Raw genomic sequence first — 26,486 nt, 5'->3', positions numbered from 1 at the left:
CGAGGTCCCCGGGGCTGCCGTACGGGAGGATGTCGTCGGCCTGCCGTTGGAAGGACCCCGGGTTGTCTCAGGACACCAGTACGCGCGAGCGGGAAGAGAGCGCTGCGGCGCCCGCGGCCGCCGGGCCCCGTGGCGCCCGCCGCTTCCTGCGCGTCCCGCATCCGCGCGCCCGCCTCGCCCGGTGGCGCGCCCGGCACCCTTCCGCCGCCCGCTGGGTGTCGCTCGCGGTCACCGGGCTCGCCGCTCTTCTCGTCCAGGTCGCCCTGGAGATGCCGAACACGCAGGCGGGCTTGCGGCCCTCCGCGTTCGTGCGGCTGCCGGCCGAGGCGATCATCGGGGCGGTCGTCCTGCTGTATCTGCCGCGGAGGGCGCGGATCGTCGCGGCGGCGCTCGCCGGGGCGCTGGTGGGGTGGCTGGCAGTGCTGGACATGCTGGACATCGGCTTCACGCAATACCTGGGCCGGCCGTTCAACATGATCCTGGACTGGGGGCTGTTCGACGACGCCCGCTCCTATGTGGCGGACTCCCTCGGCTCCACGGCGGCGCTCGGCCTCACCGTCGGTGCGATCGCCCTCGTCGTACTGCTGGTCGTCCTGGTCGCGCTGTCCGCCGTCCGCCTCGGTTCCGCCCTCGCCCGGCACCGGGGCCGCGCGGCCCAGGGGGCGCTGATCGCCGGGACCGCGTGGATCACGTGCGCCGCGTTCGGGGTGCAGATCGCGGGCGCTCCCCTGGCCACCCGGCACGCTGCGACCGTCGCGGAGGCCCAGGCCCGTACGGTGCGGGACACCGTGCGCGACGAGGCGGCCTTCGGCAAGGAGGCCCGGGCCGACGCCTTCGGGAAGACTCCGCCGGCCCAGCTGGTGCCGGATCTGCGCGGCAAGGACGTCATCTTCACGTTCATCGAGAGCTACGGCCGCAGCGCGGTCGAGGACCCGGTCATGGCGCCGGGCGTGGATACCACCCTCACCGCGAGCACCCAGGCGCTCGCCAAGGCGGGCTTTCACGCGAAGAGCGGCTGGCTGACGTCGGCGACCTACGGCGGCGGCAGCTGGCTCGGCCACTCCACCTTCATGTCCGGGCTGTGGATCAGCAATCAGCAGCGCTACCGCACCGTCATGGCCAGCGACCACCTGAGCCTGACGAAGGCGTTCGCCAAGACCGGCGCGTGGGACACCGTCGGGGTGATGCCGGGCGTGCAGAAGGCTTGGCCGGAGCAGAAGTACTACGGCCTGGACAAGGTGTACAACGCCTTCCAACTGGGCTACCACGGCCCGAAGTTCAGCTGGTCGACCATGCCCGACCAGTTCGCGCTGCAGCAGTTCCAGCAGCGCGAGCACGGCCGTAAGCGCGACAAGCCGCTGATGTCGGAGATCATCCTGACCTCCAGCCACCAGCCCTGGGCACCGATCCCGCACATGGTCGGCTGGGACCGGCTCGGCGACGGAAGGGTCTACGACGCGATCGAGAAGGCGGGCAGGAAGTCCGCGGACGTCATCGCCGACTCCACGGCCTCCCGCGAGGAGTACGGGAAGTCGATCCAGTACTCGGTGACCGCGCTCACCCAGTGGCTGGAGCGCTACGGCACCGACGACACCGTGCTGGTCTTCCTCGGCGACCACCAGCCGATCGCCCGGGTCAGCGGCAACCACGCCAGCCGGGACGTCCCGGTGTCGATCGTCGCCAAGGACCCGAAGGTGCTGCGGAAGATCGCCGGGTGGGGCTGGACCGACGGGCTGCGGCCCGCGCACACCGCGCCGGTGTGGAAGATGAGCGCCTTCCGCGACCGCTTCCTGACGGCGTACGGGTCCGTGCCCCACCCCTCGGGGAGCTGACCTGCGGGAGCCGACCTCGGGGAGCCGGCCTCGGGGAGCCGGCCGATCAGCCGCCGGAGGTGTCCAGTTCGGCGTCCTCCGTGACGCCCGCGCAGTCGTAGGGGTCCTTCAGCCAGCCGTCGGGCAGCACCACGCGGTTGTTGCCGGAGGTGCGGCCGCGCGGGCCGTCAGCGCCGGCCGGCCAGGGCTGGTCGAGGTCCAGCTCGTCCAGTCCGGACCGCAGGTCCTCGAGGGTCGAGGTGATCGCGAGACGCTTGCGCATCTCGGAGCCGACGGCGAAGCCCTTGAGGTACCAGGCGACGTGCTTGCGGAAGTCGATCACGCCCCGTGACTCGTCGCCGAGCCACTCGCCGAGCAGCGTGGCGTGCCGGACCATGACGTCGGCGACCTCGCGCAGGGTCGGCCGTACGAAGTCCTCGGCACGCCCCTCGAAGGCGGCCACCAGGTCGGCGAAGAGCCACGGCCGGCCCAGGCAGCCGCGGCCGACGACCACGCCGTCGCAGCCGGTCTCGCGGACCATGCGCAGCGCGTCCTCGGCGCACCAGATGTCGCCGTTGCCGAGGACGGGGATCTCCGGGACGTCTTCCTTGAGCCGGGCGATGGCGTCCCAGTCGGCGGTGCCGCCGTAGTGCTGGGCGGTCGTGCGGCCGTGCAGCGCGATGGCGGTGACGCCCTCCTCGACGGCGATGCGGCCGGCGTCGAGGTAGGTGAGGTGGTCGTCGTCGATGCCCTTGCGCATCTTCATCGTCACCGGAAGGTCCCCGGCGCCGCTGACGGCCTCCCGCAGGATGGCCCGCAGCAGGTTCCGCTTGTACGGCAGCGCGGATCCGCCGCCCTTGCGGGTGACCTTCGGGACCGGGCAGCCGAAGTTCAGGTCGATGTGGTCGGCGAGGTTCTCCTCGACGATCATGCGGACGGCCTTGCCGACGGTGGCCGGGTCGACGCCGTACAGCTGGATCGAGCGGGGGCGCTCGCTTTCGTCGAAGCGGATCAGCTGCATGGTCTTGTCGTTGCGCTCGACCAGCGCCCGCGTGGTGATCATCTCGCTGACGAACAGGCCCTTGCCGCCACTGAACTCCCTGCACAGGGTGCGGAAGGGGGCGTTCGTGATACCCGCCATGGGAGCGAGCACCACCGGCGGTGCGACGGGGTGCGGACCGATCTGCAGCGTGGAGTTCACGTCAGTGGTGGGCGTGGGCATGGCCCCATTGTCGCGTACGCCCGCCACCACGACCCAAAGTAATTAGTTAGGCACACTAGCGATGAGGAGTATTCTGACCGTATGCCCGAGCTGAGTCATCGCCGCAGGATGCTCGTGCTCGCGATCTGCTGCATGAGCCTGCTGATCGTGAGCCTCGACGTCACGGCCCTGAATGTCGCCCTGCCCGCCATGCAGCGCGATCTGCACGCGTCGACCTCGGGGCTGCAGTGGACCATCGACGCCTACACCCTGGTCCTGGCCTCCCTGCTGATGCTGGCCGGCTCCACCGCCGACCGCGTCGGCCGCAAGCGGGTCTTCATGGCCGGCCTGGTGGTCTTCACGGCCGGATCGGTGCTGTGCTCCCTCGCACCGAACCTCGACGCGCTGGTGGCGTTCCGCATGGTGCAGGCGGTCGGCGGGTCGATGCTCAACCCGGTCGCGATGTCGATCATCACCAACACCTTCACCGACCCGCGCGAGCGGGCCCGGGCCATCGGCGTGTGGGGCGCGGTCGTCGGCATCTCCATGGCCGCGGGACCGATGGTCGCCGGCGTGCTGGTCGAGGCGGTCGGCTGGCGGTCCATCTTCTGGCTCAACCTGCCGGTCGGCCTCGCCGCCCTGCTGCTGACCCTGCGCTACGTCCCCGAGTCCCGCGCCCCGAAGGCCCGCCGCCCCGACCCCGTCGGCCAGCTGCTGGTCATCGTCCTGTTCGGCGCCCTGACCTACGCCATCATCGAGGCCCCCGCCGCCGGCCTCGCCTCCGTGCTGCCCTTCGCGGCTCTCGCCGTCGTCGCCCTGCTCGGCCTGCTGTGGTACGAGCCGCGGCGCGACGAGCCCCTCATCGACCTGCGCTTCTTCGGCTCGGCACCGTTCAGCGGGGCCACCGTGATAGCGATCAGCGCGTTCGCGGCGCTGGGCGGCTTCCTGTTCCTGTCCACGCTGTACCTGCAGACGTGCGCGGTCTGAGCGCCCTGCACGCCGGACTGTGGATGCTGCCGATGGCCGTGCCGACGTTCCTGTGCGCCCCGCTGTCCGGGCGGCTGGTGGGCTCCCGCGGTCCGCGGCTGCCGCTGCTGATCGCGGGCGTCGCGATGACCACGAGCGCGGTGCTGTTCGCCGCGTTCGAGGCCGAGACGGCCGATGTGACCCTGTTCCTCGGGTACGTGCTGTTCGGCATCGGCTTCGGTTTCGTGAACGCGCCGATCACCAACACGGCGGTGTCGGGCATGCCGCGGGCCCAGGCCGGAGTGGCTGCGGCCGTCGCCTCCACGAGCCGGCAACTGGGGCAGACGCTGGGGGTCGCGGTGGTCGGGGCGCTGCTCGCTTCCGGCGTGGGTGCGTCGTCGTACCGGGGTGCGTTCGTCTCGGCGGCGCGGCCCGGATGGTGGGTTCTCGTCGGCTGCGGGCTCGCGGTGCTGGTGCTGGGGCTGTTGAGCAGCGGACGCTGGGCGCGGCGGACCGCGTCGCGTACGGCCGAGAGGCTCGAGTCGGATGAGGTGCGGCAGGTCGTGGGAGTTTCGGAGCGTACCTAGCCGCGGGTTTGTGCGGCTTGTCGCACCCACGCGGCGGAGCCGCGCAATGTCACGCCCCGTGCCCCTTCACGGCGTATTCGTGCAGTTGCTCCAGACGTGCCCGCGTTTCGTCGTCCGCCGGGACGTAGGTGACCATGCGGGCGCCTACCTCCGGGTTGAGCCAGAGGTCGGTGTGGTCGAGGGTGAGGCGGCCGACGTACTGGTTGAGGAACTCCTTGCGCTTGGTGCGGTGGGCCACGACCTCGTGGCGGTCCCAGGCCTCGCGGAAGTCGGCGGACTGCTCGCGCAGCCGCTTCAGGAGCATCTTCCAGGCGGGTTCGCCCAGGTGGCCGGCCATCGCGGCGCGGAAGCGGGCGGCCATCAGCCGCTGGGCCTCCTCGAGGTGAACGATCGAGGACTGCCAGTCCGGGTGGGTGTACGACAGGATCAGGCAGTTGCGGTCCTCGGGGGGTACCGCGTCCAGGTCGCACAGCAGCAGGCCGTAGGTGCGGTTGTAGGCGACGATGTCGTACCGGTCGTTCTGGATCGCCGCAGGGACCGGCTCCAGTTGCTCCAGCAGGGCCCGCACCGCGGGCGTGACCGAGGGGCAGCTCTGTGCCGGGCTCGGGTCGACGGCTCCGGCGAGCTGGAAGAGGTGGGCGCGTTCGGTGCCGTCGAGCCGGAGGGTGCGGGCGAGGGAGTCCAGCACCTGCACGGAGACCTGGATGTCGCGGGCCTGCTCCAGCCACGTGTACCAGGTGACGCCGACCGCGGAGAGCTGGGCGACCTCCTCGCGGCGCAGGCCGGGGGTGCGGCGCCGGCGGCCGCGGGGCAGGCCGACCTGCTCGGGGGCGAGGCGCTCACGGCGGCTGCGCAGGAAGGCGGCCAGTTCGTGGCGGCGGATCTCGGTGCCGCGGGGGGCAGCGGCGGCGGGCGACGTCTCCTGGGCCAGCATGGTCATGCTTCCAGGGTGCCGCCTCACGGGTCCTGTTTCCAGGTAGTGCTGGTACCAGGACAAGGACACTCTGGTACCAGCCTCCGGGCCGGCGCAGGCTCGGTGACGTGACCGAGACCATCACTCCACGCCCTGTCCGATCCGTCCCTGCCACGCCGCCCGCGCTGAGCGGACCCGGACTGTTCGCGGTGCTGCTCGCGGCGGCACTGCCGCTGATCGACTTCTTCATCGTCAACGTCGCTCTGCCCACCATCGGCCGGGACCTGCACGCCGGCGAGTCCGTGCTGGAGCTGGTCGTCGCCGGGTACGGCGTCGCGTACGCGGTCCTGCTCGTCCTCGGCGGCAGGCTCGGCGACCTGTTCGGCCGGCGGCGTCTCTTCCTTGCCGGGATGGCCGCCTTCGGGCTGACGTCGCTGGCGTGCGGGCTCGCCCCGGACGCCTGGACCCTGGTCGCCGCCCGGGTCGCGCAGGGCGCCGCGTCCGCGGCGATGCTGCCGCAGGTGCTCGCCACCATCCAGGCCGCCACGTCCGGGGCGCGCCGCGCCCGCGCGATGGGCCTGTACGGCGCGACGGCCGGCCTGTCCATGGTCGCGGGCCAGATCCTCGGCGGCCTGCTGGTCGCCGCCGACCTGTGGGGCACCGGCTGGCGCTCGGTGTTCCTCGTCAATGTGCCCGTCGTGGTCGTGGGTCTGCTGCTGGCCGCGCGGACCGTGCCCGAGACGCGTTCGCAGCGCCCGGAGCCGGTGGACGGCCCCGGCACGGTGCTGCTGGCCGTCGCACTGCTGACGCTGCTCGCGCCGCTCACCGAGGGGCGGGCGGCGGGCTGGCCGCTGTGGACGTGGCTGTCGCTCGCGGCGTTCCCGGTCGCGGCGGCCGCCTTCTTCGCCGTGGAACGCCGGGCGGACCGGGCCGGCCGTACCCCGCTGGTGCCGCCGAGCCTGTTCGCGCTGGCGTCGCTGCGCCGGGGGCTGGTGCTGATCCTGCCGTTCTCGATCGGGTTCAGCGGGTTCATGTTCGTCGTCGCCGTCGCCCTCCAGCAGGGGGCGGGGCTCGGTCCGGTGCCGGCCGGGCTGGCGCTGGCCCCGCTGGCCGTGACGTTCTTCTTCACCTCCCTGGCCGGTCCGCGCCTGGTGGCCCGGTTCGGCACCCGGGTCGTCACGGCGGGCGCGGTGCTGCAGGGCACCGGCCTGGCGCTGATCGCCCTGGCGGCCTGGTGGTCCTGGCCGCACCTGGGCGTCGTGGAACTGCTGCCGGGCGGGGCGGTCGCCGGCGTCGGCCAGGCCCTGCAACTGCCCGTGATCTACCGGGTGGTCCTCTCCGAGGTGCCGCCCGCGCGGGCCGGCGTCGGCAGCGGGGTGATGACGACGACCCAGCAGGCGGCCCTCGCCCTCGGCGTGGCCACCCTGGGCACCCTCTTCCTGTCGCTGACCCCCGGGACCGGCATGCGGGACGCCCTGGTCACCGTGCTGCTGGTCCAGCTGGCCGGGGTGGCGCTGACGGGGCTGCTGAGCCTGCGGCTGCCGCGGACGGTGGGCTGAGCGATGAGTTCCGGTGCCGTCGCCGGTCGTAACGCTCGTCACGACGCGTCCGCACCGGAAGGCCGGGGAATGAACAGCCCGCTGTACCACACACTGCGCCGACGGGTCGACGACGGCACCGTCCCCGGGGCGGTCGCCCTCGTCGCGCGGGGCGGTGACGTCGAGGTGGTCGCCGTCGGCTCGGCGGACGCCGGTGGCCGCGTGCCGATGACCCGGGAGTCGATCTTCCGGATCGCCTCGATCACCAAGCCGATCATGGCCGCGGCGGTGCTGATGCTTCTCGACGAGGGCCGCGTCGCGCTGGACGACCCGATCGCCGAGTGGTTGCCGGAGCTGGCGAAGCCGCGCGTGGTCCGCACGCCGGCGAGCCCCGTCGACGACCTGGTCCCGGCGGACCGCCCGATCACCGTGGAGGATCTGCTGAGCTCGCGCCCCGGCTGGGGTCTGCCCTCGGACTTCTCGCTGCCGGCCGCCCGGGCGCTGTCCGAGGTGCAGGACCACAGCCGTCCTCTGCAGAGCTGGCCCGGCCCGGACGTCTGGCTGGCCCGGCTCGCCGAGGTTCCGCTGCTGCACCAGCCGGGCGAGGCGTGGCTGTACGGCACGGCGTCCGCCCTGCAGGGCCTGCTGGTCGCCCGGGTCACGGGGCGTACGCTGCCGGAGTTCCTGGCGGAGCGGATCTTCGGGCCGCTGGGGATGAAGGACACCGGCTTCGAGGTCCCGGCGGCGAAACGCGACCGCTTCACCTGGGCCTACGCCCCCTCGGAAGGCGGCGAGCCGAAGCTCGTGGACACCCCGGACGGTGATTTCAGCAGCCTGCCGCGGTTCGCCTCGGGCGGTGGCGGGCTGGTCTCGACCGCCGACGACTGGCTGGCCTTCGCCCGCATGCTGCTGGCCGGGGGCGGTGACCTGCTGTCCCCCACCTCCGTGAGCCGGATGACCGGCAACCATCTCACCGCGGCGCAGCGTGAGAGCGCGACGCTCTTCCTGGAGGGGCAGGGCTGGGGCTACGGCGGCCAGGTGGACGTGGCCCCGCTCGCCCCGTGGAACGTCCCCGGCCGCTACGGCTGGATCGGCGGCACCGGCACGACGGCCCATCTGATTCCGGCGACGGACACGGTCACGATCCTGCTGACCCAGGCGGGCATGAGCGGACCGACCCCGACCCCGCTGATGCGGGAGTTCTGGCAGGCGTGCGCGTAGGCCTCCGGCCGGCCACGCGGAACCGCACCCCAGGCCTCCGACCGGCCTCCGACCCGGTGCCCCGGCGCGGGGCAGCACGCGGGCGGCGCACGAACGGGGTCACGGGACGGGCTCCCGGCCCGGCCCAGGCCAGGGGCCTCGGACCCGGTGCCTGCGGGACGGGTGGCGCGAGCGGTGTCCGGAGCCCGTGGGAGCGGGGAGCGGGGCCTTCCGGCGTCGGGGCCGGGCGTGCCGTCAGCCTTCGACGGCGAGGTACATCATCAGGACGACGAAGCCGGCAGTCGCGCACCACAGGAGCAGGGCCGCCACCGCGACCAGAACTCGTCGGGTGACGGAGTGGACGCCGATGACCCGCCACGGGCGGCTCGGGTCGTAGCTCACCTCCGCCCGGGGGATCTTCCTCCGCGTGCGGTACCTGTGGGTCTCACCGGCCAGGTCCGTGTACTCGAACACCCGCGTTGAGGGAATGCGGAACCGGAACTCCGCCATGACCGTGATGCCGCGTGCGGGCAGGGACCACATCAAGTGGGCCTGCTCGGTCGTGAAGGCGCTCACGGCGCTCAGGACGACGGCCATCACCCCCATGGGCACCGCCCAGAACAGGGCGAGCGCCCATCCCCGGACTACGAGGATCACGCTCATCACGACGAGGGCCGCGAGCCCGGGACCCAGGGCCACCGACATCCCGAACCAGCCCCAGCCCGGGTTCTCGGCGGGACCGTCCGGACGGGACCCGGCAGGGGTGACGGAACGGGTCGTGACGAGCGCGGTGCCGTCGAAGGACGGGCCGGGCTCCGGCAGCCCGGCCAGGGCGGCACCCACCAGGTCGGCGAACGCCGCGGCCGCGGCCTCGCTCACCCCGTCGACACGCCGGGACACGGGCTCGGCGCCGGCCGGCACCCGCAGCTCCACGGCCACGGTGCGCCCGGACGCCCGGACGTCCCTGACCGCCCGCAGAGGTATGCGCGTCTCCTCGCCCCCGCGCCGCAGGGTGAGCGCCCCGTCCTCATGGCGCAGCACAGCACCCTCGCCTCGCAGGACGGGAGTGGAAGGTGTCGTCATGCGCGTGATCATATGACCCGCGGATGACTCACCGTCAGGGGTTGAAACCGTGCGAGGCGGCTGTCCTGCGGGCCGCGAGCCCCCTGAGCACCAGGTCCACCACGGCAGCGAAGTCCGTCTCGATCGCCGGGTCCTTCCACTCGGGCGCGTGGCACGGGTCGTGGAAGCGGGCCGTGGCCTGGAAGACGGCGCGGGCCGCGAGGGCCGGGTCGGTCGCGGTGAAGGCACCCGAAGCGACGCCGTCCTCGATGATCCGGGTCAGCTGCGCGGTGAGATCGGCGATGTGCTCGCCCACCGCCGTGCCGTTCTCGTCCGTCAGCACCGTGTAGGTGGCGAACAGCTCGGGGTCGCCGCCCGCCTTGTGCCGTTTGGCCTCGAACAGGGTCGCGAGCCAGGCGCGCAGCCGCTCCTGCGGAGCGTCCTCGCCCGCGACGATCCCGGCGAGCCGCTCCGAGGTGCGGTCCAGCCACCGCTTGGTCACGGCCTCGCGCAGGGCCGCCTTGGTGCGGAAGTGGCGGTAGACACTGCCGTGACTGACGCCGAGCGCGCGGGCCACGTCCACCACGGTCGCCTTGGCCGGTCCGTGGCGGCGCAGTACCTCCTCGGTCGCTTCGAGGATGCGCTCGGTGGTCAGGATCTCGCCGGCCGGTGTCATGTCTAGACGGTACCCGGCACCGGGATCAGCGTTCGCTGTCGAGCATGGCCATCTGCGCGGGGGCGTACCGGTCGCCGGCCACCGCGTCCGCCGGCACCGCGGCCTCGATGGCGGCGAGGTCGGACGCGTCCAGCCGCACGTCCAGCGCGCCCACGGCCTCGCCGAGCCGTTCCCGGGTGCGGGCGCCGACCAGCGGGACGATGTCCGCACCGCGGGAGAGCACCCAGGCGATGGCGATCTGGGCGACCGTGGCGCCCTTGTCCTCGGCGACCTTGCGCAGCGACTCGACCAGCGTGAGGTTGCGGCGGAGGTTGTCGCCCTGGAAGCGGGGCGAGTGGGCGCGGAAGTCGTGCGCGGCCAGCTGCCGGTCGCCGGAGAAGTGGCCGGAGATCAGGCCGCGGGAGAGCACCCCGTAGGCGGTGACGGCGATGCCCAGTTCACGCAGGGTGGGGAGGATCTCCCGCTCGGGTCCGCGGGAGACGAGGGCGTACTCGATCTGGAGGTCGGCGATGGGGGCGGTCGCGGCGGCCCGGCGGATGGTGTCGGCGCCGACCTCGCTCAGGCCGATGTGCCGGACGTACCCCTTCTCGACGAGTTCGGCGATCGCGCCGACGGTCTCCTCGATCGGCACGTCGGGGTCGAGCCGGGCGGGCCGGTACATGTCGATGTGGTCGACGCCGAGGCGCTGGAGGGAGTAGGCGGCGAAGGCCTTCACGGCGGCCGGGCGGCCGTCGAAGCCGGCCCAGTCGCCGTCCGGGCCGCGCAGGGCGCCGAACTTGACGCTGAGCAGCGCGTTGCGGCGCAGGGCGGCCGGCGCGGTGCGCAGCGCCTCGCTGATCAGCAGCTCGTTGTGGCCCATGCCGTAGAAGTCGCCGGTGTCGAGCAGGGTGACGCCGGCCTCCAGGGCGGCATGGAGGGTGGCGACGGACTCGGCGCGGTCCGCCTCGCCGTACATGCCGGACATGCCCATGCAGCCGAGGCCGAGGGCGGAGACCCGGGGGCCGGTGGTACCGAGGGTTCGGGTTGGCATCGTCATGGCACCAGCCTGCCATGACAGCTGACAGATTTCAATATCTGTCATTCCATACTTGCCAGCAAGAAGCCGGCACACCCGCCCCGGCACGCACGAAGGCCCACCCCTCCGTGGAGGGGCGGGCCTTCGTCGTCGGGTGGGCGGCCTCAGCAGCCGATCAGGCGCGAGGCGAGGTAACCCTCGATCTGGTCCAGGGAGACGCGCTCCTGCTTCATCGAGTCACGCTCGCGGACGGTCACCGCGTTGTCGTCCAGCGTGTCGAAGTCGACCGTGACGCAGAACGGCGTACCGATCTCGTCCTGGCGGCGGTAGCGGCGGCCGATCGCGCCGGCGTCGTCGAACTCGATGTTCCAGTGCTGGCGCAGCGCCTGGGCGAGACCCTTGGCCTTCGGGGACAGCTCGGGATTGCGGGACAGCGGCAGCACCGCGGCCTTCACCGGCGCCAGGCGGTGGTCCAGGCGCAGCACGGTCCGCTTCTCCATCTTGCCCTTGGCGTTCGGCGCCTCGTCCTCGACGTAGGCGTCGAGGAGGAAGGCCAGCATGGTGCGGCCGACACCGGCCGCGGGCTCGATGACGTACGGCGTCCAGCGCTCGCCGGCCTCCTGGTCGTAGTAGGCCAGGTCCTGGCCGGAGGCCTTGGAGTGCGCGCTCAGGTCGTAGTCGGTGCGGTTGGCGACGCCCTCCAGCTCGCCCCACTCGCTGCCGCCGAACTGGAAGCGGTACTCGATGTCGGCGGTGCGCTTGGAGTAGTGGGAGAGCTTCTCCTTCGGGTGCTCGTACCAGCGCATGTTCTCTTCACGCAGGCCGAGACCGGTGTACCAGCTCCAGCGCTGCTCCATCCAGTACTCCTGCCACTGCTCGTCCTCGCCCGGCTTGACGAAGAACTCCATCTCCATCTGCTCGAACTCGCGGGTGCGGAAGATGAAGTTGCCCGGCGTGATCTCGTTGCGGAAGGACTTGCCCATCTGCGCGATGCCGAACGGCGGCTTGCGGCGCGAGGTGGTCTGCACCTGGGCGAAGTTGGTGAAGATGCCCTGGGCGGTCTCGGGACGCAGGTAGGCGACGGAGCCGGAGTCCTGGGTCGGGCCGAGGTGCGTCGACAGCAGGCCGGAGAACTGCTTGGGCTCGGTGAACTGGCCCTTGTTGCCACAGTTCGGGCAGTTGATGTCGGCGAGGCCGTTCTCGGGGGCGCGGCCCTTCTTCTCCTCGTAGGCCTCCTCCAGGTGGTCCGCACGGAACCGCTTGTGGCAGGAGGTGCACTCGGTGAGCGGGTCGGTGAAGGTGGCGACGTGGCCGGAGGCGACCCAGACCTCGGGGGCCAGGATCACGGACGAGTCGAGACCGACCACGTCCTCGCGCGACGTCACCATGTAGCGCCACCACTGGCGCTTGATGTTCTCCTTGAGCTCGACACCCAGCGGTCCGTAGTCCCAGGCGGCACGCTGTCCGCCGTAGATCTCACTGCACGGGAAAACGAAGCCACGGCGCTTGCTCAGGCTGACGATGGTGTCGATCTTGTCGGCGGCCACGGTGCTCTCTTCATTACGACGACGGTGACTGACTGGTGCGGCGCGAAGCGCCTCGATGGGGGGTGGTGGTCGGGAGACGGGCGGGCGAAACGAGATGCTTCCAGCGAATGCTTCAGCGTACCGGCGCGGGCTCCCCCTCAACCAAATCGGGGGCCCGCCCGGACGGGCAAAACAGGGCCGGTCCGGCGCTCTCAGCAGGCTTGTTGACAACGGTTTCCATGTTTGTTGAAAATGACTGTCATGAACGTACGACGACGCCTCATATCCGTGGCCGCGGCCACGGCCGTCACCACCCTCGGGATCGGCACCCTGACCGCCTGCGGCGGTGACAGCGCGGCCGCCGGCAACACGGACAAGTTCGACGTCGTCGCGTCCTTCTACCCGATGGCCTATCTCGCCGAGCAGATCGGCGGCAGCCATGTGAACGTCACCAGCCTCACCGCGCCCGGCCAGGAACCGCACGACCTGGAGATCAGCGCCCGGCAGCGGGGCCGGCTGGAGAGTTCCGACGCGGTGCTCTACCTCAAGGGCCTGCAGCCGGCCGTCGACGAGGCCGTCGGCCAGTCCGGGGCCCGCACCAAGATCGACGCCGCCTCCCTGACCACGCTGGAGAAGCACGGCAACGAGGCCGGCGGGCACGCCGCCGAGCACGACCACGAGCACGGCGAGGAGAGCGGCGGCCGCGACCCGCACATCTGGCTGGACCCGGTGCGCTACGCCGAGGTCGCCCGCGGGGTCGGCGCCGCCTTCGCCAAGGCCGACCCCGCCCACGCCGCGGACTACCGCAAGAACACCGACGCGCTGGTCGGCAAGCTCGACACCTTGAACGCCGAGTTCGCCGCCGGGCTGAAGAACACCCGGACCAAGGTCTTCCTCACCACCCACGCCGCCTTCGGCTACCTCGCCGAGCGCTACGGCCTCACCGAGGAGGCCATCAACGGCCTCGACCCCGAGTCGGAGCCGAGCGCCGCCCGGGTGAAGGAGCTGGAGAAGATGGCGAAGGCCGACCACGTCTCCACCGTCTTCTACGAGACCCTCGTCAGCGACAAGACCGCCAGGACCGTCGCCCAGGACGCGGGCCTGCGCACCGACGTCCTCGACCCGATCGAGGGCATCACGAAGAAGTCCCGCGGCCAGGACTACCTCCAGGTCATGCGGGCCAACCTCAAGGCCCTGCAGACCGCTCTGGGGACCAAGTGACCGACCGATCGGAGAGCGGCATGCCCGAGCCCGTCATATCCCTGCGCGGTGTGCGCGCCGAGCTGGGCGCGCGCCCCGTCCTGCGCGGCATCGACCTGAGCGTGCACCGCGGCGAGGTCGTCGCGCTGCTCGGCGCCAACGGCTCCGGCAAGTCCACCGCCGTGCGCAGCATCATCGGCCAGGTGCCGGTCAGCGACGGCGAGATCGAGCTGTTCGGCACCCCGCGCCGCCGCTTCCGCCAGTGGTCCCGTGTCGGGTACGTCCCGCAGCGCACCACCGCGGCGGGCGGTGTCCCGGCGACCGTGACGGAGATCGTCTCCTCGGGCCGGCTCTCCCGCACCCGCTTCGGCGCCTTCCGCAAGGCCGACCGGGAGGCCGTACGGCACGCCCTGGAACTGGTCGGGATGGCGGACCGGGCGAAGGACTCGGTGAACGCCCTGTCCGGCGGGCAGCACCAGCGGGTGCTCATCGCGCGGGCGCTGGCCGCCGCGCCCGAGCTGCTGATCATGGACGAGCCCATGGCAGGCGTCGACCTGGCCAGCCAGGAGGTGCTCGCGCACACGCTCAGGGGCCAGGTGGAGGCCGGTGCGACGGTCCTGCTGGTGCTGCACGAACTCGGGCCGCTGGAGCCCCTCATCGACCGCGCGGTGGTGCTGCGCGACGGCTGCGTGCTGCACGACGGCCCGCCGCCCAAGGCCGTCGGCCAGCACGCCCTGCCCGGCCACGACCACGTCCACCCGCACGCACCCGCGGGCACCGAACCTCTTCGCACGGGACTGCTGAGCTGATGGACCTTCTGAACTACGCCTTCATGCAGCGGGCGCTGCTCGCCGCCGTCCTGGTCGGCATCACGGCGCCCGCGGTCGGCATCTACCTGGTGCAGCGCCGCCAGGCCCTGATGGGCGACGGCATCGGCCACGTCGCGATGACGGGCGTCGGCCTCGGCTTCCTGCTGTCGGCGTCCCCCGTGTGGATGGCCACGCTGACGTCCGTGCTGGGCGCGGTGCTGATGGAGCTGATCCGCTGGTACGGCAGGACCCGCGGCGACATCGCCCTCGCGATGCTCTTCTACGGCGGCATGGCCGGCGGCGTGATGTTCATCAACCTCGCCCCCACCGGCTCCAACGCCAACCTCACGTCGTACCTCTTCGGCTCCCTGTCGACGGTGTCGCAGTCGGACGTCGTCGCGATCTGCCTGCTCGCCGCGTTCGTGGTGCTGGTGACGCTGGGGCTGCGCCGGCAGCTGTTCGCCGTCAGCCAGGACGAGGAGTTCGCGCGGGTGACGGGGCTGCCGGTGCGGGCGTTGAACCTGCTCACGGCCGTCACCGCCGCGGTGACCGTGACGGTCGCGATGCGCGTGGTCGGGCTGCTGCTCGTGAGCGCGCTCATGGTGGTGCCGGTCGCCGCCGCCCAGCAGCTCAGCCGGAGCTTCGCGGCCACGTTCGCGATCGCCGTCGCGATCGGCGTGACCGTGACCCTCGGCGGCACCGTCACCTCGTACTACCAGGACGTGCCGCCCGGCGCGACGATCGTGCTGCTGACCATCGCGGCGTTCATCGCGCTCACCGCGGTGGCCGCCCCGCTGGCCCGGCGCCGCGCACGGGCCCAGGCCGCCGCGCAGCCCGCCGGGGACCCGGCGGAGTGCACCATCCCGGCCGGCCGGCCGGCCCCCGACGAGATCGGCGTCTGACCGCGTCCCGGCCGGGCTGGCACAATGGCCCGGCAGGGCAGACGCCGTCGAAGGAGGCAACCGGTGACGACCGCTGGACCGCCCGTGAAGGGCCGCGCCACCCGGCAGCGTGCCGCCGTGGCGGCGGCGCTCGACGAGGTGGACGAGTTCCGCAGCGCGCAGGAGCTCCACGACATGCTCAAGCACAAGGGCGACTCCGTCGGGCTCACCACGGTCTACCGCACCCTGCAGTCCCTCGCCGAGGCCGGCGAGGTCGACGTGCTGCGCACGTCCGACGGCGAGTCGGTGTACCGGCGTTGCTCCACCGGTGAGCACCATCACCATCTGGTCTGCCGGTCCTGCGGCAAGGCCGTCGAGGTGGAGGGGCCGGCGGTGGAGAAGTGGGCGGAGGCGATCGCTTCCGAGCACGGGTTCGTGAACGTGGCGCACACGGTGGAGATCTTCGGTACGTGTGCGGACTGCGCCGCGGGTTGACCGGTTCGCGGTCTCGCCGTGGGCGCGCCCACCCGTCGGCGGGTGCGGATTCGTCGTGGCCGGCCGCACAGTTCCCATGGCCCCTGGGCTCGGCGTGCCGCCGTGGATTCAGACGCGGCCCAGGTGACGGTTCAGCAGCGTGCGCAGGGCGTCCACGTCGGCCGGGTGCCGGATGCCGCGCTTGGGCAGGACCGTGACACCGACCGCCTTGCGGTCCCCGCTGAGGAGGACGAAGACGTCGGACGTCTCCGCGTAGCGCGGCATGGCGGCCCAGCTCATCGTCGTCGTGCTGGTGTCGGTGGTCAGGCTCAGGCCGGTGTCCGCGATCACCGCCCGGAAGGTGCCCTGCCGCTGGGCGAGCCGGTGTACCTGGCGGGCCGTCAGCCAGGGGACGGCTGCCAGCAGGGCCGCCGTGCACAGCGCCCAGAAGAACGTGAAGAGCGACGCGTCCCGGCCGGCCATGCGGGCGGCCAGTTCCAGCGCCGCGAACACAGCCAGGGCTCCCGGCGCCCATCGCTGTATCCGGCCCGACCGGCTGGCGCGCATCCGTGCGCGCAGTGCCTGCGCGATGTCCTTCACGGTCGGCTCGTAGACCAACTCGACCGTGTCCTGTGCCGACGCGGCATCCCGCCCCATGTCCATGACCATGAGGCGGGATCGTACGGCACGGCGATCAGCCCTCCTGGCGGCCCTCCATCGCCAGCAGCTCCTCGTTCGGGATGGCGCCGCCGAAGCGACGGTCGCGGGAGGCGTACTCCAGGCAGGCCCGCCACAGGTCGCGGCGGTCGAAGTCGGGCCACAGCACGTCCTGGAAGACCATTTCGGCGTAGGCCGACTGCCACAGAAGGTAGTTGGAGGTGCGCTGCTCGCCGCTGGGCCGCAGGAACAGGTCGACGTCCGGCATGTCCGGGTAGTACAGGTACTTCGCCAGGGTCTTCTCGTTGACCTTCGACGGGTCGAGGCGGCCCGCCTTCACGTCCTCGGCGAGGGCCTGCGCGGCGTCGGCGATCTCGGCGCGGCCGCCGTAGTTCATGCAGAAGTACAGGGTGAGCCGGTCGTTGCCCTTGGTCTGCTCCTGCGCGATCTGGAGCTCCTTGGCGACGGACTTCCACAGCTTGGGCATCCGGCCCACCCAGCGCACCCGCACACCCAGTTCGTCGAGGGTGTCGCGGGTCTTGCGGATGAAGTCGCGGTTGAAGTTCATCAGGAAGCGGACCTCGTCGGGCGAGCGCTTCCAGTTCTCGGTGGAGAACGCGTACAGCGAGATACTGCCGACGCCGATCTCGATGGCGCCCTGCAGGACGTCCAGGACGCGCTCCGCACCGACCTTGTGGCCCTCGGTGCGGGGCAGCCCGCGCTCCTTGGCCCAGCGGCCGTTGCCGTCCATGACGATCGCCACGTGGCCGGGGACCAGTTCCCCGGGGAGCTTCGGGGGCCGCGCGCCGGACGGGTGCGGCTCCGGCGTCCTGTACTCACGGCGCTGGCGCCCCAGGAACCCGCGTACGGCCATGTGCTTCTCGTCTCCTTCGGTGTTTCTACTGTTCGACGTACCTCAGGGAACGCAGACCGCGCTCCAGATGCCAGTGCAGGTAGGCGGAGACCAGTCCGCTGCCCTCCCGGACGTACCGCGGCTCGCAGGCGTCCGCGCTCTCCCAGTCTCCCGTAAGCAGCGCACCGAGCAGCGCCAGGGTCTGCGGGGAGGGCACCACGCAGCCGGGCACCCGGCAGTCGACGCACAGGGAGCCACCGGAGGCGACGGAGAAGAACCGGTTCGGACCGGGCATGCCGCACTTCGCGCAGTCGCCGAAGCTCGGCGCGTAGCCGTTGACGGCGAGCGAGCGCAGCAGGAAGGCGTCGAGGATCAGGTTCGGCGCGTGCTCGCCGCGGGCGAGCGTGCGCAGAGCGCCCACCAGCAGCAGGTACTGCTGGACGGCCGGCTCGCCCTCGTGGTCGGTGAAGCGCTCGGCGGTCTCCAGCATGGCCGTCCCGGCGGTGTACCGGGCGTAGTCGGTGACGATCCCGCCGCCGTACGGCGCGATGGTCTCACTCTGCGTGCACAGCGGCAGGCCCCGGCCCACCAGCTCGCTCCCGCGCGCGAAGAACTGCACGTCGACGTGGGAGAACGGCTCCAGCCGCGCCCCGAACTTCGACTTGGTCCGCCGCACCCCCCGGGCCACGGCCCGCACCCGCCCGTGTCCGCGCGTCAGCAAGGTGATGATGCGGTCCGCCTCACCCAGCTTCTGGGTGCGCAGCACGATGCCGTCGTCGCGGAACAGACTCATGGACCCATTGTGCCCTTACGGGGAGACCGGCCGGGCCGGTCACGGACTGTGCACGGCCGTTCACCGCCTCCCTCGACGGGCCACCTGCCCCTCGCCCCCGCCCCGGGGGTAAACCCCCGCAGCGACAAGGCTGTTGGCCGGATGGGGCGGTGGGCCGGGATCCGCGAGGCTCGTCGGCATGACATCGATCAAGCGCGCTGCCGCGCTCGCCGCCGCCTCCGCCGTCCTGCTGTCCCTCGCCGCGCCGCTCACCGCGACGGCCGCCACCGCCGCGCCCGCCGGCCGCGCGGCCCTCGCCTGGGGGCCGTGCCCGGGGGCCGCGCCCGGCTCGCGGCAGGAGTGCGCGACCCTCGCCGTCCCGCTGGACCACAGCCGCCCGGGCGGCCCGGCGATCGACCTCGCCGTCTCCCGGGTGCGCAGCGAGAAGCCCGGGGCGCGGCGCGGTGTGCTGCTGATGATCCCCGGCGGGCCGGGCGGCTCGAGCCTGAACGATCCCTCGGGCAAGGGGCGGAAGCTGCCGCAGAAGATCCGCGACGCCTACGACCTCGTCGGGTTCGCGCCGCGCGGGACGGCTCCCTCCACCGCTGTCGACTGCGGACTCGACCACGCCGACCTGGCCCTCTCCCGGCTGCGGCCCTGGCCGGCCCCGGACGGCTCGATCGACGGGAACATGGTCACCGCCCGCCGCATGGCCGACGCCTGCGCCCGCAACGGCGGTGAGCTGCTGCGGCACCTCAGCACCGCCGACGAGGCCCGGGACATCGACCGCATCCGGGCCGCGCTGGGCGAGCGGCGCCTCTCGGCATGGGGGGTGTCGTACGGGACGTATGCCGGGGCGGTCTACAGCCAGTTGTTCCCGCGGCGCACCGACCGGATCGTGCTGGACAGCAACGACAACCCCGATCCCGCCCGGGTCGCGCGGGCCTGGCTGGCCGCGCACGAGCAGGGCGTGGAGGACGTGTTCCCCGAGTTCGCGAAGCGGGTCTCGGCGCCGGGCCACCCCTACCGGGTCGCGGACACACCGCAGGGGGTACGCCAGGAGTTCCTGCGGCTGGCCGCCGAGCTGGACCGCCGGCCGGTCCCCTGGCCCGGCGCCAACCCGCCGGAGCTGAACGGCAACGTGCTGCGCCAGACGATGCTGGACAGCCTGTACGACCCCGACCGGTTCGACGACCTGGCGCGGCTGATGACCGCCGCCCGCGAGGGCACGCTGCCGCCGGCGCCGGCCGGACCGCCGGAGGCGGTGCTGCAGAACGTGGCCGCGGTGGGCGCCGCCACCATGTGCAACGACGTGGCATGGCCGTCGGACCCCGCGGTCTACCGCAAGGACGTCGACCTGAGCCGCAAGGCGTACCCGCTGACCGCGGGCATGCCGCGCAACGCGATGCTCTGCGCCGCGTGGCCGTACCCGCCGCGGCAGGCGCCGGTGCGGATCACCGACCGGGGGCCGTCGAACGTCCTGCTCGTGCAGAACGAACGGGACGTGGCCGCCCCGCTCGCCGGGGCGCGCAAGCTCCGCGAGGCGCTGGGCCGGCGCGCGGTCATGGTCACCGTGAACTCGACGGGCCACGACGCCTACCTCGCCAACGGCAACGCGTGCGGCGACGACACGGTCTCCCGCTTCCTGGCGACGGGTGAGCGCCCGGACGGCGACGTGTACTGCCGCTGAGCGCCCGCCCGGCCGGCGACGTGCGCCGCCGCCGAAGGTTTTTCGTCGCCCGGGCAACCGAATCCGCGCGTTCGGTGGTCTGGGGGGCGAGGAGGGTGCTTGATGCAGGCCGAACTGGAAGACCGGTTCCACGAGTTCGTCTCCGCCAGATGGTCGCACCTGGTGCGGACCGCCTATCTGCTCACCGGCGACGCACACCACGCCGAGGATCTGACGCAGACGGCACTGGCGAAGGCGTACCGGTCGTGGCGGCGCGTGGCGCGCAGCGACAACCCGGAGGCGTACGTCCGCCGGATGCTCGTCAGCTGCAACAGCGACCGCTTCCGCAAACGGCGGGTGGCCGAGTCGCTGACGTCGGCGCCGCCCGAGCGGGCGGGGCGGGACGACGTGGCGTGGTCCGACGAGCGGGGTGCGCTGATGACGGCGCTGGCGCAACTGCCGCCCCGGCAGCGGGCGGTGGTCGTCATGCGGTACTGGGAGGACCTGCCGGAGGCGGAGGTGGCCGAGGTGCTCGGCTGCTCGCCGGGCACGGTCAAGAGCCAGGCGTCCAAGGGACTGGCGAAGTTGCGTGAGTATCCGGGGCTGATGGAGTTGGCCGGCGGATCCGGCGGGCGAGGAGGCGGCAGGTGAGCGGGGAACAGCGCGAGCGGGACGGCGCGTTCGAGGAGCGGCTGCGGCAGCTGATGTCGCAGGACGCCTACCAGATCCGTCCGGTGCCGGCGCCGTATCCGCAGATCCGGCGGCAGGGCGCGGTGGAGCGGCGGCGCCGGGTGGCGGCGGCCGGGGCGGCGCTGGTGGTGCTGACGGTGCTGCCGGTGGGCGCGTACGCGCTGGGCGGCGACGGCTCGGGGAAGGCGGACACGGCGGCGCCGCGGCCGTCCGTCACCGCCTCGGCGAGCCCGGTGCCGGCCCTGTCGCCGACGCCGTCGGGGCCGGCGGAGCCCGCCGATCCGGGGCGGCAGCTGCTGGACGGGGTCACGTTCGCGCAGGCCGAGGACGGGCTGGAGAAGTGCCTCGCGTACGACCGGGAGAGCAACAAGGACCTGCGCGGTCCGGCGCGCAACCCCGACCTGGGGAAGGCCGCCGACTACCGGATCATCCTGGCGATGCACGCCACAGGGGACTCCAACACTCCGGGCGACGGGATGTTCGTCGTCGCCGTCAAGGACGAGCCCCGGCAGACCCGGCTGATCTGCACCGTCAAGGGCGGTGAGGTGCAGGGCCTGAACAGCAGCGGCGGCGGTGTCGGCGCGGACGACTCCGCGCCCGTGTCGGCCGACATGAACGGCGGCAAGCTGTATCAGCAGTCCTTCCTCGACAAGGGCCACTGGAAGCTGCCCTTCCGTTGGGGCTTCATCGGCACGGCGAAGCCGTCGGTGGCCCGGGTGACGGTGTCGTACGGCGGTGGCACGAGCGAGGCCGTGCTGGACCACGGCTGGTTCGTGGCCTCGGGCACGCTGCACCGCCAGGTCACCGAGGCCCCGCACGTCAAGGGCTACGACACCGCCGGCAAGCTCGTCTACGACTCGGACCGCGACCCGACGTACGAGAAGACGCTGCCGTAGTCCTGCCCCGGTACGGTCGGGCGCGAGGAGACGAGGTCGCGCCCCGCGGCCTCGTCCGCCGCAGCGTCTTTGGGAGCCGCAGATGACCGTGCCCGCCCCGCTGACCGGTGTGATCCCGCCGGTGTGCACGCCGCTGACCGAGGAGCGGGAGGTGGACGTCGACTCGCTGCTGCGGCTGGTCGACCATCTGGTGGCGGGCGGGGTGCACGCGCTGTTCGTGCTCGGCTCGACGTCGGAGGCCGCGTATCTGACGGACCGGCAGCGGCGGCTGGTCGTCCGGAGCGTCGTGGGGCACGTGGGCGGACAGCTGCCGGTGCTGGCCGGGGCGATCGACATGACGACGGCGCGGGTGCTGGACCAGGTGGACGCGGTGGTGGCGGCGGGCGCGGACGCGGTCGTGGTCACCGCCCCGTTCTACGCCCGCACCCACCCGGCGGAGATCGAGCGCCATTACCGGGCCGTCGCAGCGGGCAGCCCGGTCCCGGTCCTGGCGTACGACATCCCGGTGTCCGTTCCGGGCCGGCCGCCCGCCGACGTCGTCCTGCGGCTGGCCGCCGACGGGGTACTGACGGGGCTGAAGGACTCCAGCGGCGACCTGGCCGGCTTCCGGGAGATCGCCGTCGGCGCCCGCGCCCACCCCGGCTTCAGCCTGCTCACCGGCTCGGAGCTGCTCGTCGACGCCGCGCTGGCCCTGGGCGCGCACGGCGCGGTCCCGGGGCTCGCCAACGTCGACCCGCACGGCTATGTCCGCCTGGACCGGCTGTGCCGGGCCGGTGACCGGGAGCGGGCCCGGCTGGAACAGGAGCGCCTCGCCGCCCTGTTCGGCCTGGTCCGCGCAGGCGACCCGACGCGCATGGGGGCCGGTTCCTCGGCCCTGGGCGCCTTCAAGACGGCCCTGCATCTGCGCGGTGTGATCGCCTGCCCGGCGACGGCCGAACCCCAGATCCCGCTGTCCCCGCCGGAGGTGCGGACGGTGGAACGGCACCTGATGGCGGCGGGGCTGCTCTGAGCCCTGCCCCCGGACCGGTCAGGACGGCGTGCGCGCCTCCTCCAGCAGGCGGGTGACGTCCTGCGTGCACAGGGTCAGCGCGGCACCCACCGTCGCGAGGGTCTCGCGCTCGGCCGGGGTGTAGGAGCCGTCGGCCAGCGCGATACGGGCGCCGGTGAGCAGGATCGACTCGCGGCCGACGCAGGCAAGGTGCGGGGCGAGCGGGTCGAGGGCCTCGTGCAGCTCTATGCCGAGTCCGGCGGTGCCGGAACGGTCGGGGTGGACCCGGCCGGTGTCCTCTTCGACCGCCTCGACGAGCGCGGCGAGCTGTTCCTCGGTGCAGTCCGGGAAACCTGCGGCGCGCACGGCGATCGCGGCGGTCTCCAGCGCCGTGCGGGAGGAGGTGCCGCCCGCGCAGAGCACGGCGACGGCGACGGTGTGCACGGCGTCGCGCAGCATCGCGGAGAAGCGGGTCGTGGTGGGGTGGTCGAGGACGTCCGTGCCGAAGTGGCGGTGGCAGGCGGCGCACTCGACGACCGGCCCGGACGCGCCGCGCGGCAGGACGGGCAGACCGAGCAGGGTGAGCCGGCGCCGGCCGGTCAGGCGCTGGTAGTTGCGGTCGCCGCCGCAGCCGGGGCAGAAGAACTCCCCGTCGCCGACGGGCGTCCAGGCGATGCGCGTGCCCAGGATGCGCGCCAAAGCGCCGGCATGGCCGTTGTGTCCCCGAACTGGCAGCACGTCGCACCTCCGTAACCCCACGGCAACATCGCCGAGCGCTTGCGTGATGTTAGCCACATCCATGAGGCGGAGTCAGCACCCCGGACGAGACCTTTCCGTGACCTCGAGGCGAGTTGGCGCGAAAACGACGGGGCCCCGGCCGCCGTTCCCGGCGGTCGGGGCCCGAAAACTCCCGGTGAGGAGGATCAGCGAGCGGCGCGGTTGACGGCGGATACGACCGCCTTCAGCGACGCACGCGTCGTGTTCGCGTCGATGCCGATCCCCCACAGGACCTTGTCACCGATCGCGCATTCGATGTAGGAGGCGGCCTGCGCGGAGGCACCCTCGCTCATCGTGTGCTCCTGGTAGTCCAGCAGGCGTACGTCCAGGCCCAGGCCCTCCAGGGCGTTGAAGAAGGCCGAGATCGGACCGTTGCCGGAGCCGGTCAGGACGGTGTCGACGCCGTCGACCGTCGCCTCGACCGTGAGCGTGTCCACGCCGTCGGTGTCGGTGGTCGACTGGCCGGTCCTGACCTGGATGCGGCCCCAGGGGTTCTCCGGGTTCGGCAGGTACTCGTCCTGGAAGACCGCCCAGATCTCCTTCGGCGTGATCTCGCCGCCCTCGGCATCCGTCTTCGCCTGGATGATCCGGGAGAACTCGATCTGCATCCGGCGCGGCAGGTCCAGCTTGTGGTCGTTCTTCAGGACGTAGGAGATACCGCCCTTGCCGGACTGCGAGTTGACGCGGATGACCGCCTCGTACGAACGCCCCACGTCCTTGGGGTCGATGGGCAGGTACGGCACGGCCCACTCGATGTCGTCGACGGTGACGCCCTTGGCCTTGGCGTCGGCCTCCATGGCGTCGAAGCCCTTCTTGATGGCGTCCTGGTGGGAGCCGGAGAAGGACGTGTAGACCAGGTCGCCCACGTACGGGTGGCGCGGGTGGACCTCCATCTGGTTGCAGTACTCCCACGTACGACGGATCTCGTCGATGTCGGAGAAGTCGATCTGCGGGTCGACGCCCTGGGAGAACAGGTTCATGCCCAGGGTGACCAGGTCGACGTTGCCGGTGCGCTCGCCCTGCCCGAACAGGCAGCCCTCGACGCGGTCGGCGCCGGCCATCACGGCCAGCTCGGCCGCCGCCACGGCCGTGCCGCGGTCGTTGTGCGGGTGGACGGACAGGCAGACGTACTCGCGGCGGGTCAGGTTGCGGTGCATCCACTCGAAGCGGTCCGCGTGCGTGGACGGCGTCGAACGCTCCACGGTGGCGGGCAGGTTGAGGATGATCTCGCGGCCCGGGCCCGGCTGGTAGACGTCCATGACCGCCTCGCAGACCTCCAGGGCGAAGTCCAGCTCGGTGTCGGTGAAGATCTCGGGGCTGTACTGGTAGCCGAACTCGGTCTCCGGGCCCAGCAGCTTCTCGGCGTACTCCATCACCAGGCGGGTGCCGTCGACGGCGATCTGCTTGATGTCGTCCTTGGAGCCGCGGAAGACCACCCGGCGGAAGACCGGGGCCGTGGCGTTGTACAGGTGGACGGTCGCGCGCTTGGCGCCCTTCAGCGACTCCACGGTCCGCTCGATCAGGTCCTCGCGGGCCTGGGTCAGTACGGAGATCGTGACGTCGTCGGGGATCGCGCCCTCTTCCTCGATGATCGAGCGCACGAAGTCGAAGTCGGTCTGGCCGGAGGCGGGGAAGCCGACCTCGATCTCCTTGTAGCCCATCCTGACCAGCTGGTCGAACATCCGGCGCTTGCGCTCGGGCGACATCGGGTCGATCAGGGACTGGTTGCCGTCGCGCAGGTCGGTGGACAGCCACCGGGGCGCTGCGGTGATCCGCTTCTCGGGCCAGGTGCGGTCGGGGATCTCGACCTGCTCGTAACCGCGGTACTTGTGGATCGGCATCGGGCTGGGCTGCTGGCGGTTCGCCATGATCGCGTGGGCTCCTGAGGTGTGCGGGAAAGTCCCGGTGTCCGGAAGGACGGCCGACGACGCAACGCCAAGCTCCGCGGGGAGGGAGTCGGCCTTTTCCTACAGGCCCTCGCCGCGGCAGCTAAGAAGAAGCAGCCCGAAACGCATGATGCTCCGCAGCCTAGCCGAGCCACCCCGGGGACGAGAGGCCTGTCCCAGTATGCGGGATCGGCGCCATAAATAGGACAAAAAGTGCGCTGCACCACATCCCCCGCACGCGACGCCGCACCGCCGTAGCACAGCGTGACAGCACCCGGCGTCCGCTGTCCCGGTATTTCACCAATCATGGTGGCAGGTAGTGACACGGTCATCACGCAGTGCAAAGGTGCCGTGCATGACGACTCACGGGGGCCACCAGCCCAGCCACCAGCCCGTGTTCTGCACGATCGTCCCGCCGCACATCCTCGACCACCTCGCCCGCCACGGGGACCCCGCGCTCTCCGGACCGGCCCGCCGCTCCCTGCAGCGCGACGCCTACGAGCGCACCCAGCGGCGCCTGACCACCGTGATCGGCGCGCCGGCCGTCGCCGCACCGCCCGGAGCCCCGGCCGACCAGCCGCACCGCACCATCTACGACGCCGGGCACCGCCAGGACCTGCCCGGCACGAAGGTCCGCGAGGAGGGCGCCGAGCCCGGCTCCGACGCCACCGTCAACCGCGCCTACGCGGGCCTCGGCGCCACCTTCGAGCTGTATCTGAAGGCGTACGGCCGCCACTCCATCGACGGCAACGGGCTGCCGCTGGACGCCACCGTGCACTACGACGAGGACTACGACAACGCCTTCTGGAACGGCGAGCAGATGGTCTTCGGCGACGGCGACAACGAGATCTTCCTGGACTTCACCATCCCGGTCGACGTCATCGGTCACGAGCTGACCCACGGCGTCACGCAGCACACCGCGAACCTGGAGTACTTCGGGCAGTCCGGCGCGCTGAACGAGTCGCTCTCGGATGTCTTCGGCTCGCTGATCAAGCAGTACTCGCTCGGCCAGACCGCCGCCGAGGCCGACTGGCTGATCGGCGCCGGCCTGCTCGCCCCGCGCGTCACGGGGGTGGCCCTGCGCTCGATGAAGGCCCCGGGCACGGCGTACGACGACGACGTCCTCGGCAAGGACCCGCAGCCGGCCACGATGGACGGCTATGTGCGCACCGGCCGGGACAACGGCGGGGTGCACATCAACTCCGGCATCCCGAACCATGCCTTCTACCTGGTCGCCACGGCGCTCGGCGGTCACGCCTGGGAGAAGGCCGGCCAGGTCTGGTACGACGTGCTCACCGGCGGCGAGCTGAGGGAGGACGCCCTGTTCGCCGACTTCGCCACGCTGACCGTGAAGGCGGCCCGTGAGCGCTACGGCGCCGGGGACGAGCTTCAGGCCGTGCAGAAGGCGTGGGAACAGGTCGGGGTGCGGACGCTGTGAT

23 protein-coding genes and 1 pseudogene are annotated in these 26,486 nt (G+C 72.1%); 13 read left to right on the top strand and 11 right to left on the bottom strand.

What is annotated here, in order from left to right; all coding sequences use genetic code 11:
- The first annotated feature begins 29 nt into the window (after positions 1 to 29).
- On the top strand, positions 30 to 1,832 hold the full coding sequence (locus ACZ67Q_RS19855; protein WP_471183652.1) for an alkaline phosphatase family protein: 1,803 nt from the start codon (positions 30 to 32) through the stop codon (positions 1,830 to 1,832).
- 46 nt (positions 1,833 to 1,878) lie between these two features.
- Here the strand turns inward: ACZ67Q_RS19855 and dusB are convergent, their stop codons facing one another.
- A complete protein-coding gene (dusB, locus tag ACZ67Q_RS19850; protein ID WP_471183650.1) occupies positions 1,879 to 3,033 on the bottom strand; it encodes a tRNA dihydrouridine synthase DusB in 1,155 nt (384 codons plus the stop codon).
- Between the two features lie 81 nt (positions 3,034 to 3,114).
- Between dusB and ACZ67Q_RS19845 the strand changes: the two are divergent.
- Positions 3,115 to 4,565 (top strand): annotated as a pseudogene (locus tag ACZ67Q_RS19845) (MFS transporter).
- Between the two features lie 49 nt (positions 4,566 to 4,614).
- On the opposite strand, the gene ACZ67Q_RS19840 reads toward ACZ67Q_RS19845, so the two are convergent.
- A complete protein-coding gene (locus tag ACZ67Q_RS19840) occupies positions 4,615 to 5,505 on the bottom strand; it encodes a helix-turn-helix transcriptional regulator (protein WP_471183647.1) in 891 nt (296 codons plus the stop codon).
- 101 nt (positions 5,506 to 5,606) lie between these two features.
- Between ACZ67Q_RS19840 and ACZ67Q_RS19835 the strand changes: the two genes are divergently transcribed.
- Positions 5,607 to 7,037, top strand: a complete 1,431-nt coding sequence (locus ACZ67Q_RS19835; protein ID WP_471183645.1) for an MFS transporter — start codon at positions 5,607 to 5,609, stop codon at positions 7,035 to 7,037.
- Between the two features lie 69 nt (positions 7,038 to 7,106).
- Complete coding sequence (locus tag ACZ67Q_RS19830; protein WP_471183642.1) at positions 7,107 to 8,237, top strand: serine hydrolase domain-containing protein; 1,131 nt, start codon at positions 7,107 to 7,109, stop codon at positions 8,235 to 8,237.
- Between the two features lie 234 nt (positions 8,238 to 8,471).
- Here ACZ67Q_RS19830 and ACZ67Q_RS19825 read toward each other — a convergent pair whose 3' ends face one another.
- From ACZ67Q_RS19825 to ACZ67Q_RS19810, 4 genes are all read right to left on the bottom strand, one after another.
- Positions 8,472 to 9,299, bottom strand: a complete 828-nt coding sequence (locus ACZ67Q_RS19825; protein WP_471183640.1) for a hypothetical protein — start codon at positions 9,297 to 9,299, stop codon at positions 8,472 to 8,474.
- A 34-nt stretch (positions 9,300 to 9,333) separates the two neighbouring features.
- Positions 9,334 to 9,954, bottom strand: coding sequence for a TetR/AcrR family transcriptional regulator (locus ACZ67Q_RS19820; protein ID WP_471183637.1), 621 nt, complete (start codon positions 9,952 to 9,954; stop codon positions 9,334 to 9,336).
- Positions 9,955 to 9,979: 25 nt separating this feature from the next.
- On the bottom strand, positions 9,980 to 10,990 hold the full coding sequence (locus tag ACZ67Q_RS19815; RefSeq protein ID WP_471183635.1) for an aldo/keto reductase: 1,011 nt from the start codon (positions 10,988 to 10,990) through the stop codon (positions 9,980 to 9,982).
- Between the two features lie 143 nt (positions 10,991 to 11,133).
- On the bottom strand, positions 11,134 to 12,516 hold the full coding sequence (locus ACZ67Q_RS19810) for a glycine--tRNA ligase (RefSeq protein ID WP_471183633.1): 1,383 nt from the start codon (positions 12,514 to 12,516) through the stop codon (positions 11,134 to 11,136).
- A 240-nt stretch (positions 12,517 to 12,756) separates the two neighbouring features.
- Here ACZ67Q_RS19810 and ACZ67Q_RS19805 point away from each other — a divergent pair, with 240 nt between their 5' ends.
- The 4 genes from ACZ67Q_RS19805 to ACZ67Q_RS19790 all read left to right on the top strand — a co-directional run bounded on the left by ACZ67Q_RS19805 (position 12,757) and on the right by ACZ67Q_RS19790 (position 15,880).
- A complete protein-coding gene (locus ACZ67Q_RS19805) occupies positions 12,757 to 13,716 on the top strand; it encodes a metal ABC transporter substrate-binding protein (protein WP_471183630.1) in 960 nt (319 codons plus the stop codon).
- 20 nt (positions 13,717 to 13,736) lie between these two features.
- Positions 13,737 to 14,504 carry a metal ABC transporter ATP-binding protein gene (locus ACZ67Q_RS19800; RefSeq protein ID WP_471183628.1) on the top strand — a complete coding sequence of 256 codons (768 nt, stop codon included), beginning with the start codon at positions 13,737 to 13,739 and terminating at the stop codon, positions 14,502 to 14,504.
- The gene (locus ACZ67Q_RS19795) at positions 14,504 to 15,406 is read left to right on the top strand and encodes a metal ABC transporter permease (RefSeq protein ID WP_471183625.1); all 903 of its coding nucleotides are present in this window, start codon (positions 14,504 to 14,506) and stop codon (positions 15,404 to 15,406) included. The genes ACZ67Q_RS19800 and ACZ67Q_RS19795 overlap by 1 nt, the downstream gene beginning before the upstream one ends.
- A gap of 63 nt (positions 15,407 to 15,469) precedes the next feature.
- A complete protein-coding gene (locus ACZ67Q_RS19790; RefSeq protein ID WP_471183622.1) occupies positions 15,470 to 15,880 on the top strand; it encodes a Fur family transcriptional regulator in 411 nt (136 codons plus the stop codon).
- Between the two features lie 108 nt (positions 15,881 to 15,988).
- Here the strand turns inward: ACZ67Q_RS19790 and ACZ67Q_RS19785 are convergent, their stop codons facing one another.
- From ACZ67Q_RS19785 to recO, 3 genes are read right to left on the bottom strand one after another with little or no spacing between them, the layout of a single operon-like run.
- Positions 15,989 to 16,528 carry a YcxB family protein gene (locus ACZ67Q_RS19785; RefSeq protein WP_471183619.1) on the bottom strand — a complete coding sequence of 180 codons (540 nt, stop codon included), beginning with the start codon at positions 16,526 to 16,528 and terminating at the stop codon, positions 15,989 to 15,991.
- A gap of 25 nt (positions 16,529 to 16,553) precedes the next feature.
- Positions 16,554 to 17,390: an isoprenyl transferase gene (locus ACZ67Q_RS19780; RefSeq protein ID WP_469809315.1), complete on the bottom strand. Its 837-nt coding sequence runs from the start codon at positions 17,388 to 17,390 to the stop codon at positions 16,554 to 16,556.
- Between the two features lie 25 nt (positions 17,391 to 17,415).
- Entirely contained in the window at positions 17,416 to 18,162 is a 747-nt protein-coding gene (gene recO / locus ACZ67Q_RS19775; protein ID WP_391677025.1) for a DNA repair protein RecO, read from the bottom strand.
- A gap of 178 nt (positions 18,163 to 18,340) precedes the next feature.
- Here recO and ACZ67Q_RS19770 point away from each other — a divergent pair, with 178 nt between their 5' ends.
- From ACZ67Q_RS19770 to ACZ67Q_RS19755, 4 genes are all read left to right on the top strand, one after another.
- Positions 18,341 to 19,831 (top strand): alpha/beta hydrolase, encoded by a 1,491-nt coding sequence (locus ACZ67Q_RS19770; RefSeq protein ID WP_471183616.1) that lies wholly within the window; start codon positions 18,341 to 18,343, stop codon positions 19,829 to 19,831.
- 102 nt (positions 19,832 to 19,933) lie between these two features.
- Complete coding sequence (locus ACZ67Q_RS19765; protein ID WP_471183614.1) at positions 19,934 to 20,461, top strand: SigE family RNA polymerase sigma factor; 528 nt, start codon at positions 19,934 to 19,936, stop codon at positions 20,459 to 20,461.
- Positions 20,458 to 21,396 (top strand): hypothetical protein, encoded by a 939-nt coding sequence (locus ACZ67Q_RS19760; RefSeq protein ID WP_471183612.1) that lies wholly within the window; start codon positions 20,458 to 20,460, stop codon positions 21,394 to 21,396. Before ACZ67Q_RS19765 ends, ACZ67Q_RS19760 begins: the two co-directional genes overlap by 4 nt.
- Before the next feature lie 82 nt (positions 21,397 to 21,478).
- Complete coding sequence (locus tag ACZ67Q_RS19755) at positions 21,479 to 22,405, top strand: dihydrodipicolinate synthase family protein (protein WP_471183610.1); 927 nt, start codon at positions 21,479 to 21,481, stop codon at positions 22,403 to 22,405.
- Between the two features lie 18 nt (positions 22,406 to 22,423).
- On the opposite strand, the gene ACZ67Q_RS19750 is transcribed toward ACZ67Q_RS19755, so the two are convergent.
- Positions 22,424 to 23,122 (bottom strand): tellurite resistance TerB family protein, encoded by a 699-nt coding sequence (locus ACZ67Q_RS19750; RefSeq protein WP_471183607.1) that lies wholly within the window; start codon positions 23,120 to 23,122, stop codon positions 22,424 to 22,426.
- Between the two features lie 185 nt (positions 23,123 to 23,307).
- The gene (gene leuA / locus ACZ67Q_RS19745) at positions 23,308 to 25,029 is read right to left on the bottom strand and encodes a 2-isopropylmalate synthase (protein WP_471183605.1); all 1,722 of its coding nucleotides are present in this window, start codon (positions 25,027 to 25,029) and stop codon (positions 23,308 to 23,310) included.
- Positions 25,030 to 25,402: 373 nt separating this feature from the next.
- On the opposite strand from leuA, the gene ACZ67Q_RS19740 reads away from it, so the two are divergent.
- A complete protein-coding gene (locus tag ACZ67Q_RS19740; protein WP_471183602.1) occupies positions 25,403 to 26,485 on the top strand; it encodes a M4 family metallopeptidase in 1,083 nt (360 codons plus the stop codon).
- Position 26,486: the final 1 nt, after the last annotated feature.

It is taken from the genome of Streptomyces sp. NPDC036813 (assembly GCF_055609245.1).
The sequence above is the reverse complement of the archived record's forward strand: the minus strand, read 5'-3'. Positions and strand labels throughout refer to the sequence as shown.

What these genes read in the sequence shown, in the direction of transcription:
- ACZ67Q_RS19855 (WP_471183652.1), top strand. Translation starts at nt 30, where the DNA reads ATGTCGTCGGCCTGCCGTTGGAAGGACCCCGGGTTGTCTCAGGACACC.
- dusB (WP_471183650.1), bottom strand. Translation starts at nt 3,033, where the DNA reads ATGCCCACGCCCACCACTGACGTGAACTCCACGCTGCAGATCGGTCCG.
- ACZ67Q_RS19840 (WP_471183647.1), bottom strand. Translation starts at nt 5,505, where the DNA reads ATGACCATGCTGGCCCAGGAGACGTCGCCCGCCGCCGCTGCCCCCCGC.
- ACZ67Q_RS19830 (WP_471183642.1), top strand. Translation starts at nt 7,107, where the DNA reads ATGAACAGCCCGCTGTACCACACACTGCGCCGACGGGTCGACGACGGC.
- ACZ67Q_RS19825 (WP_471183640.1), bottom strand. Translation starts at nt 9,299, where the DNA reads ATGACGACACCTTCCACTCCCGTCCTGCGAGGCGAGGGTGCTGTGCTG.
- ACZ67Q_RS19820 (WP_471183637.1), bottom strand. Translation starts at nt 9,954, where the DNA reads ATGACACCGGCCGGCGAGATCCTGACCACCGAGCGCATCCTCGAAGCG.
- ACZ67Q_RS19815 (WP_471183635.1), bottom strand. Translation starts at nt 10,990, where the DNA reads ATGACGATGCCAACCCGAACCCTCGGTACCACCGGCCCCCGGGTCTCC.
- ACZ67Q_RS19805 (WP_471183630.1), top strand. Translation starts at nt 12,757, where the DNA reads ATGAACGTACGACGACGCCTCATATCCGTGGCCGCGGCCACGGCCGTC.
- ACZ67Q_RS19800 (WP_471183628.1), top strand. Translation starts at nt 13,737, where the DNA reads ATGCCCGAGCCCGTCATATCCCTGCGCGGTGTGCGCGCCGAGCTGGGC.
- ACZ67Q_RS19795 (WP_471183625.1), top strand. Translation starts at nt 14,504, where the DNA reads ATGGACCTTCTGAACTACGCCTTCATGCAGCGGGCGCTGCTCGCCGCC.
- ACZ67Q_RS19785 (WP_471183619.1), bottom strand. Translation starts at nt 16,528, where the DNA reads ATGGTCATGGACATGGGGCGGGATGCCGCGTCGGCACAGGACACGGTC.
- ACZ67Q_RS19780 (WP_469809315.1), bottom strand. Translation starts at nt 17,390, where the DNA reads ATGGCCGTACGCGGGTTCCTGGGGCGCCAGCGCCGTGAGTACAGGACG.
- recO (WP_391677025.1), bottom strand. Translation starts at nt 18,162, where the DNA reads ATGAGTCTGTTCCGCGACGACGGCATCGTGCTGCGCACCCAGAAGCTG.
- ACZ67Q_RS19770 (WP_471183616.1), top strand. Translation starts at nt 18,341, where the DNA reads ATGACATCGATCAAGCGCGCTGCCGCGCTCGCCGCCGCCTCCGCCGTC.
- ACZ67Q_RS19765 (WP_471183614.1), top strand. Translation starts at nt 19,934, where the DNA reads ATGCAGGCCGAACTGGAAGACCGGTTCCACGAGTTCGTCTCCGCCAGA.
- ACZ67Q_RS19755 (WP_471183610.1), top strand. Translation starts at nt 21,479, where the DNA reads ATGACCGTGCCCGCCCCGCTGACCGGTGTGATCCCGCCGGTGTGCACG.
- leuA (WP_471183605.1), bottom strand. Translation starts at nt 25,029, where the DNA reads ATGGCGAACCGCCAGCAGCCCAGCCCGATGCCGATCCACAAGTACCGC.
- ACZ67Q_RS19740 (WP_471183602.1), top strand. Translation starts at nt 25,403, where the DNA reads ATGACGACTCACGGGGGCCACCAGCCCAGCCACCAGCCCGTGTTCTGC.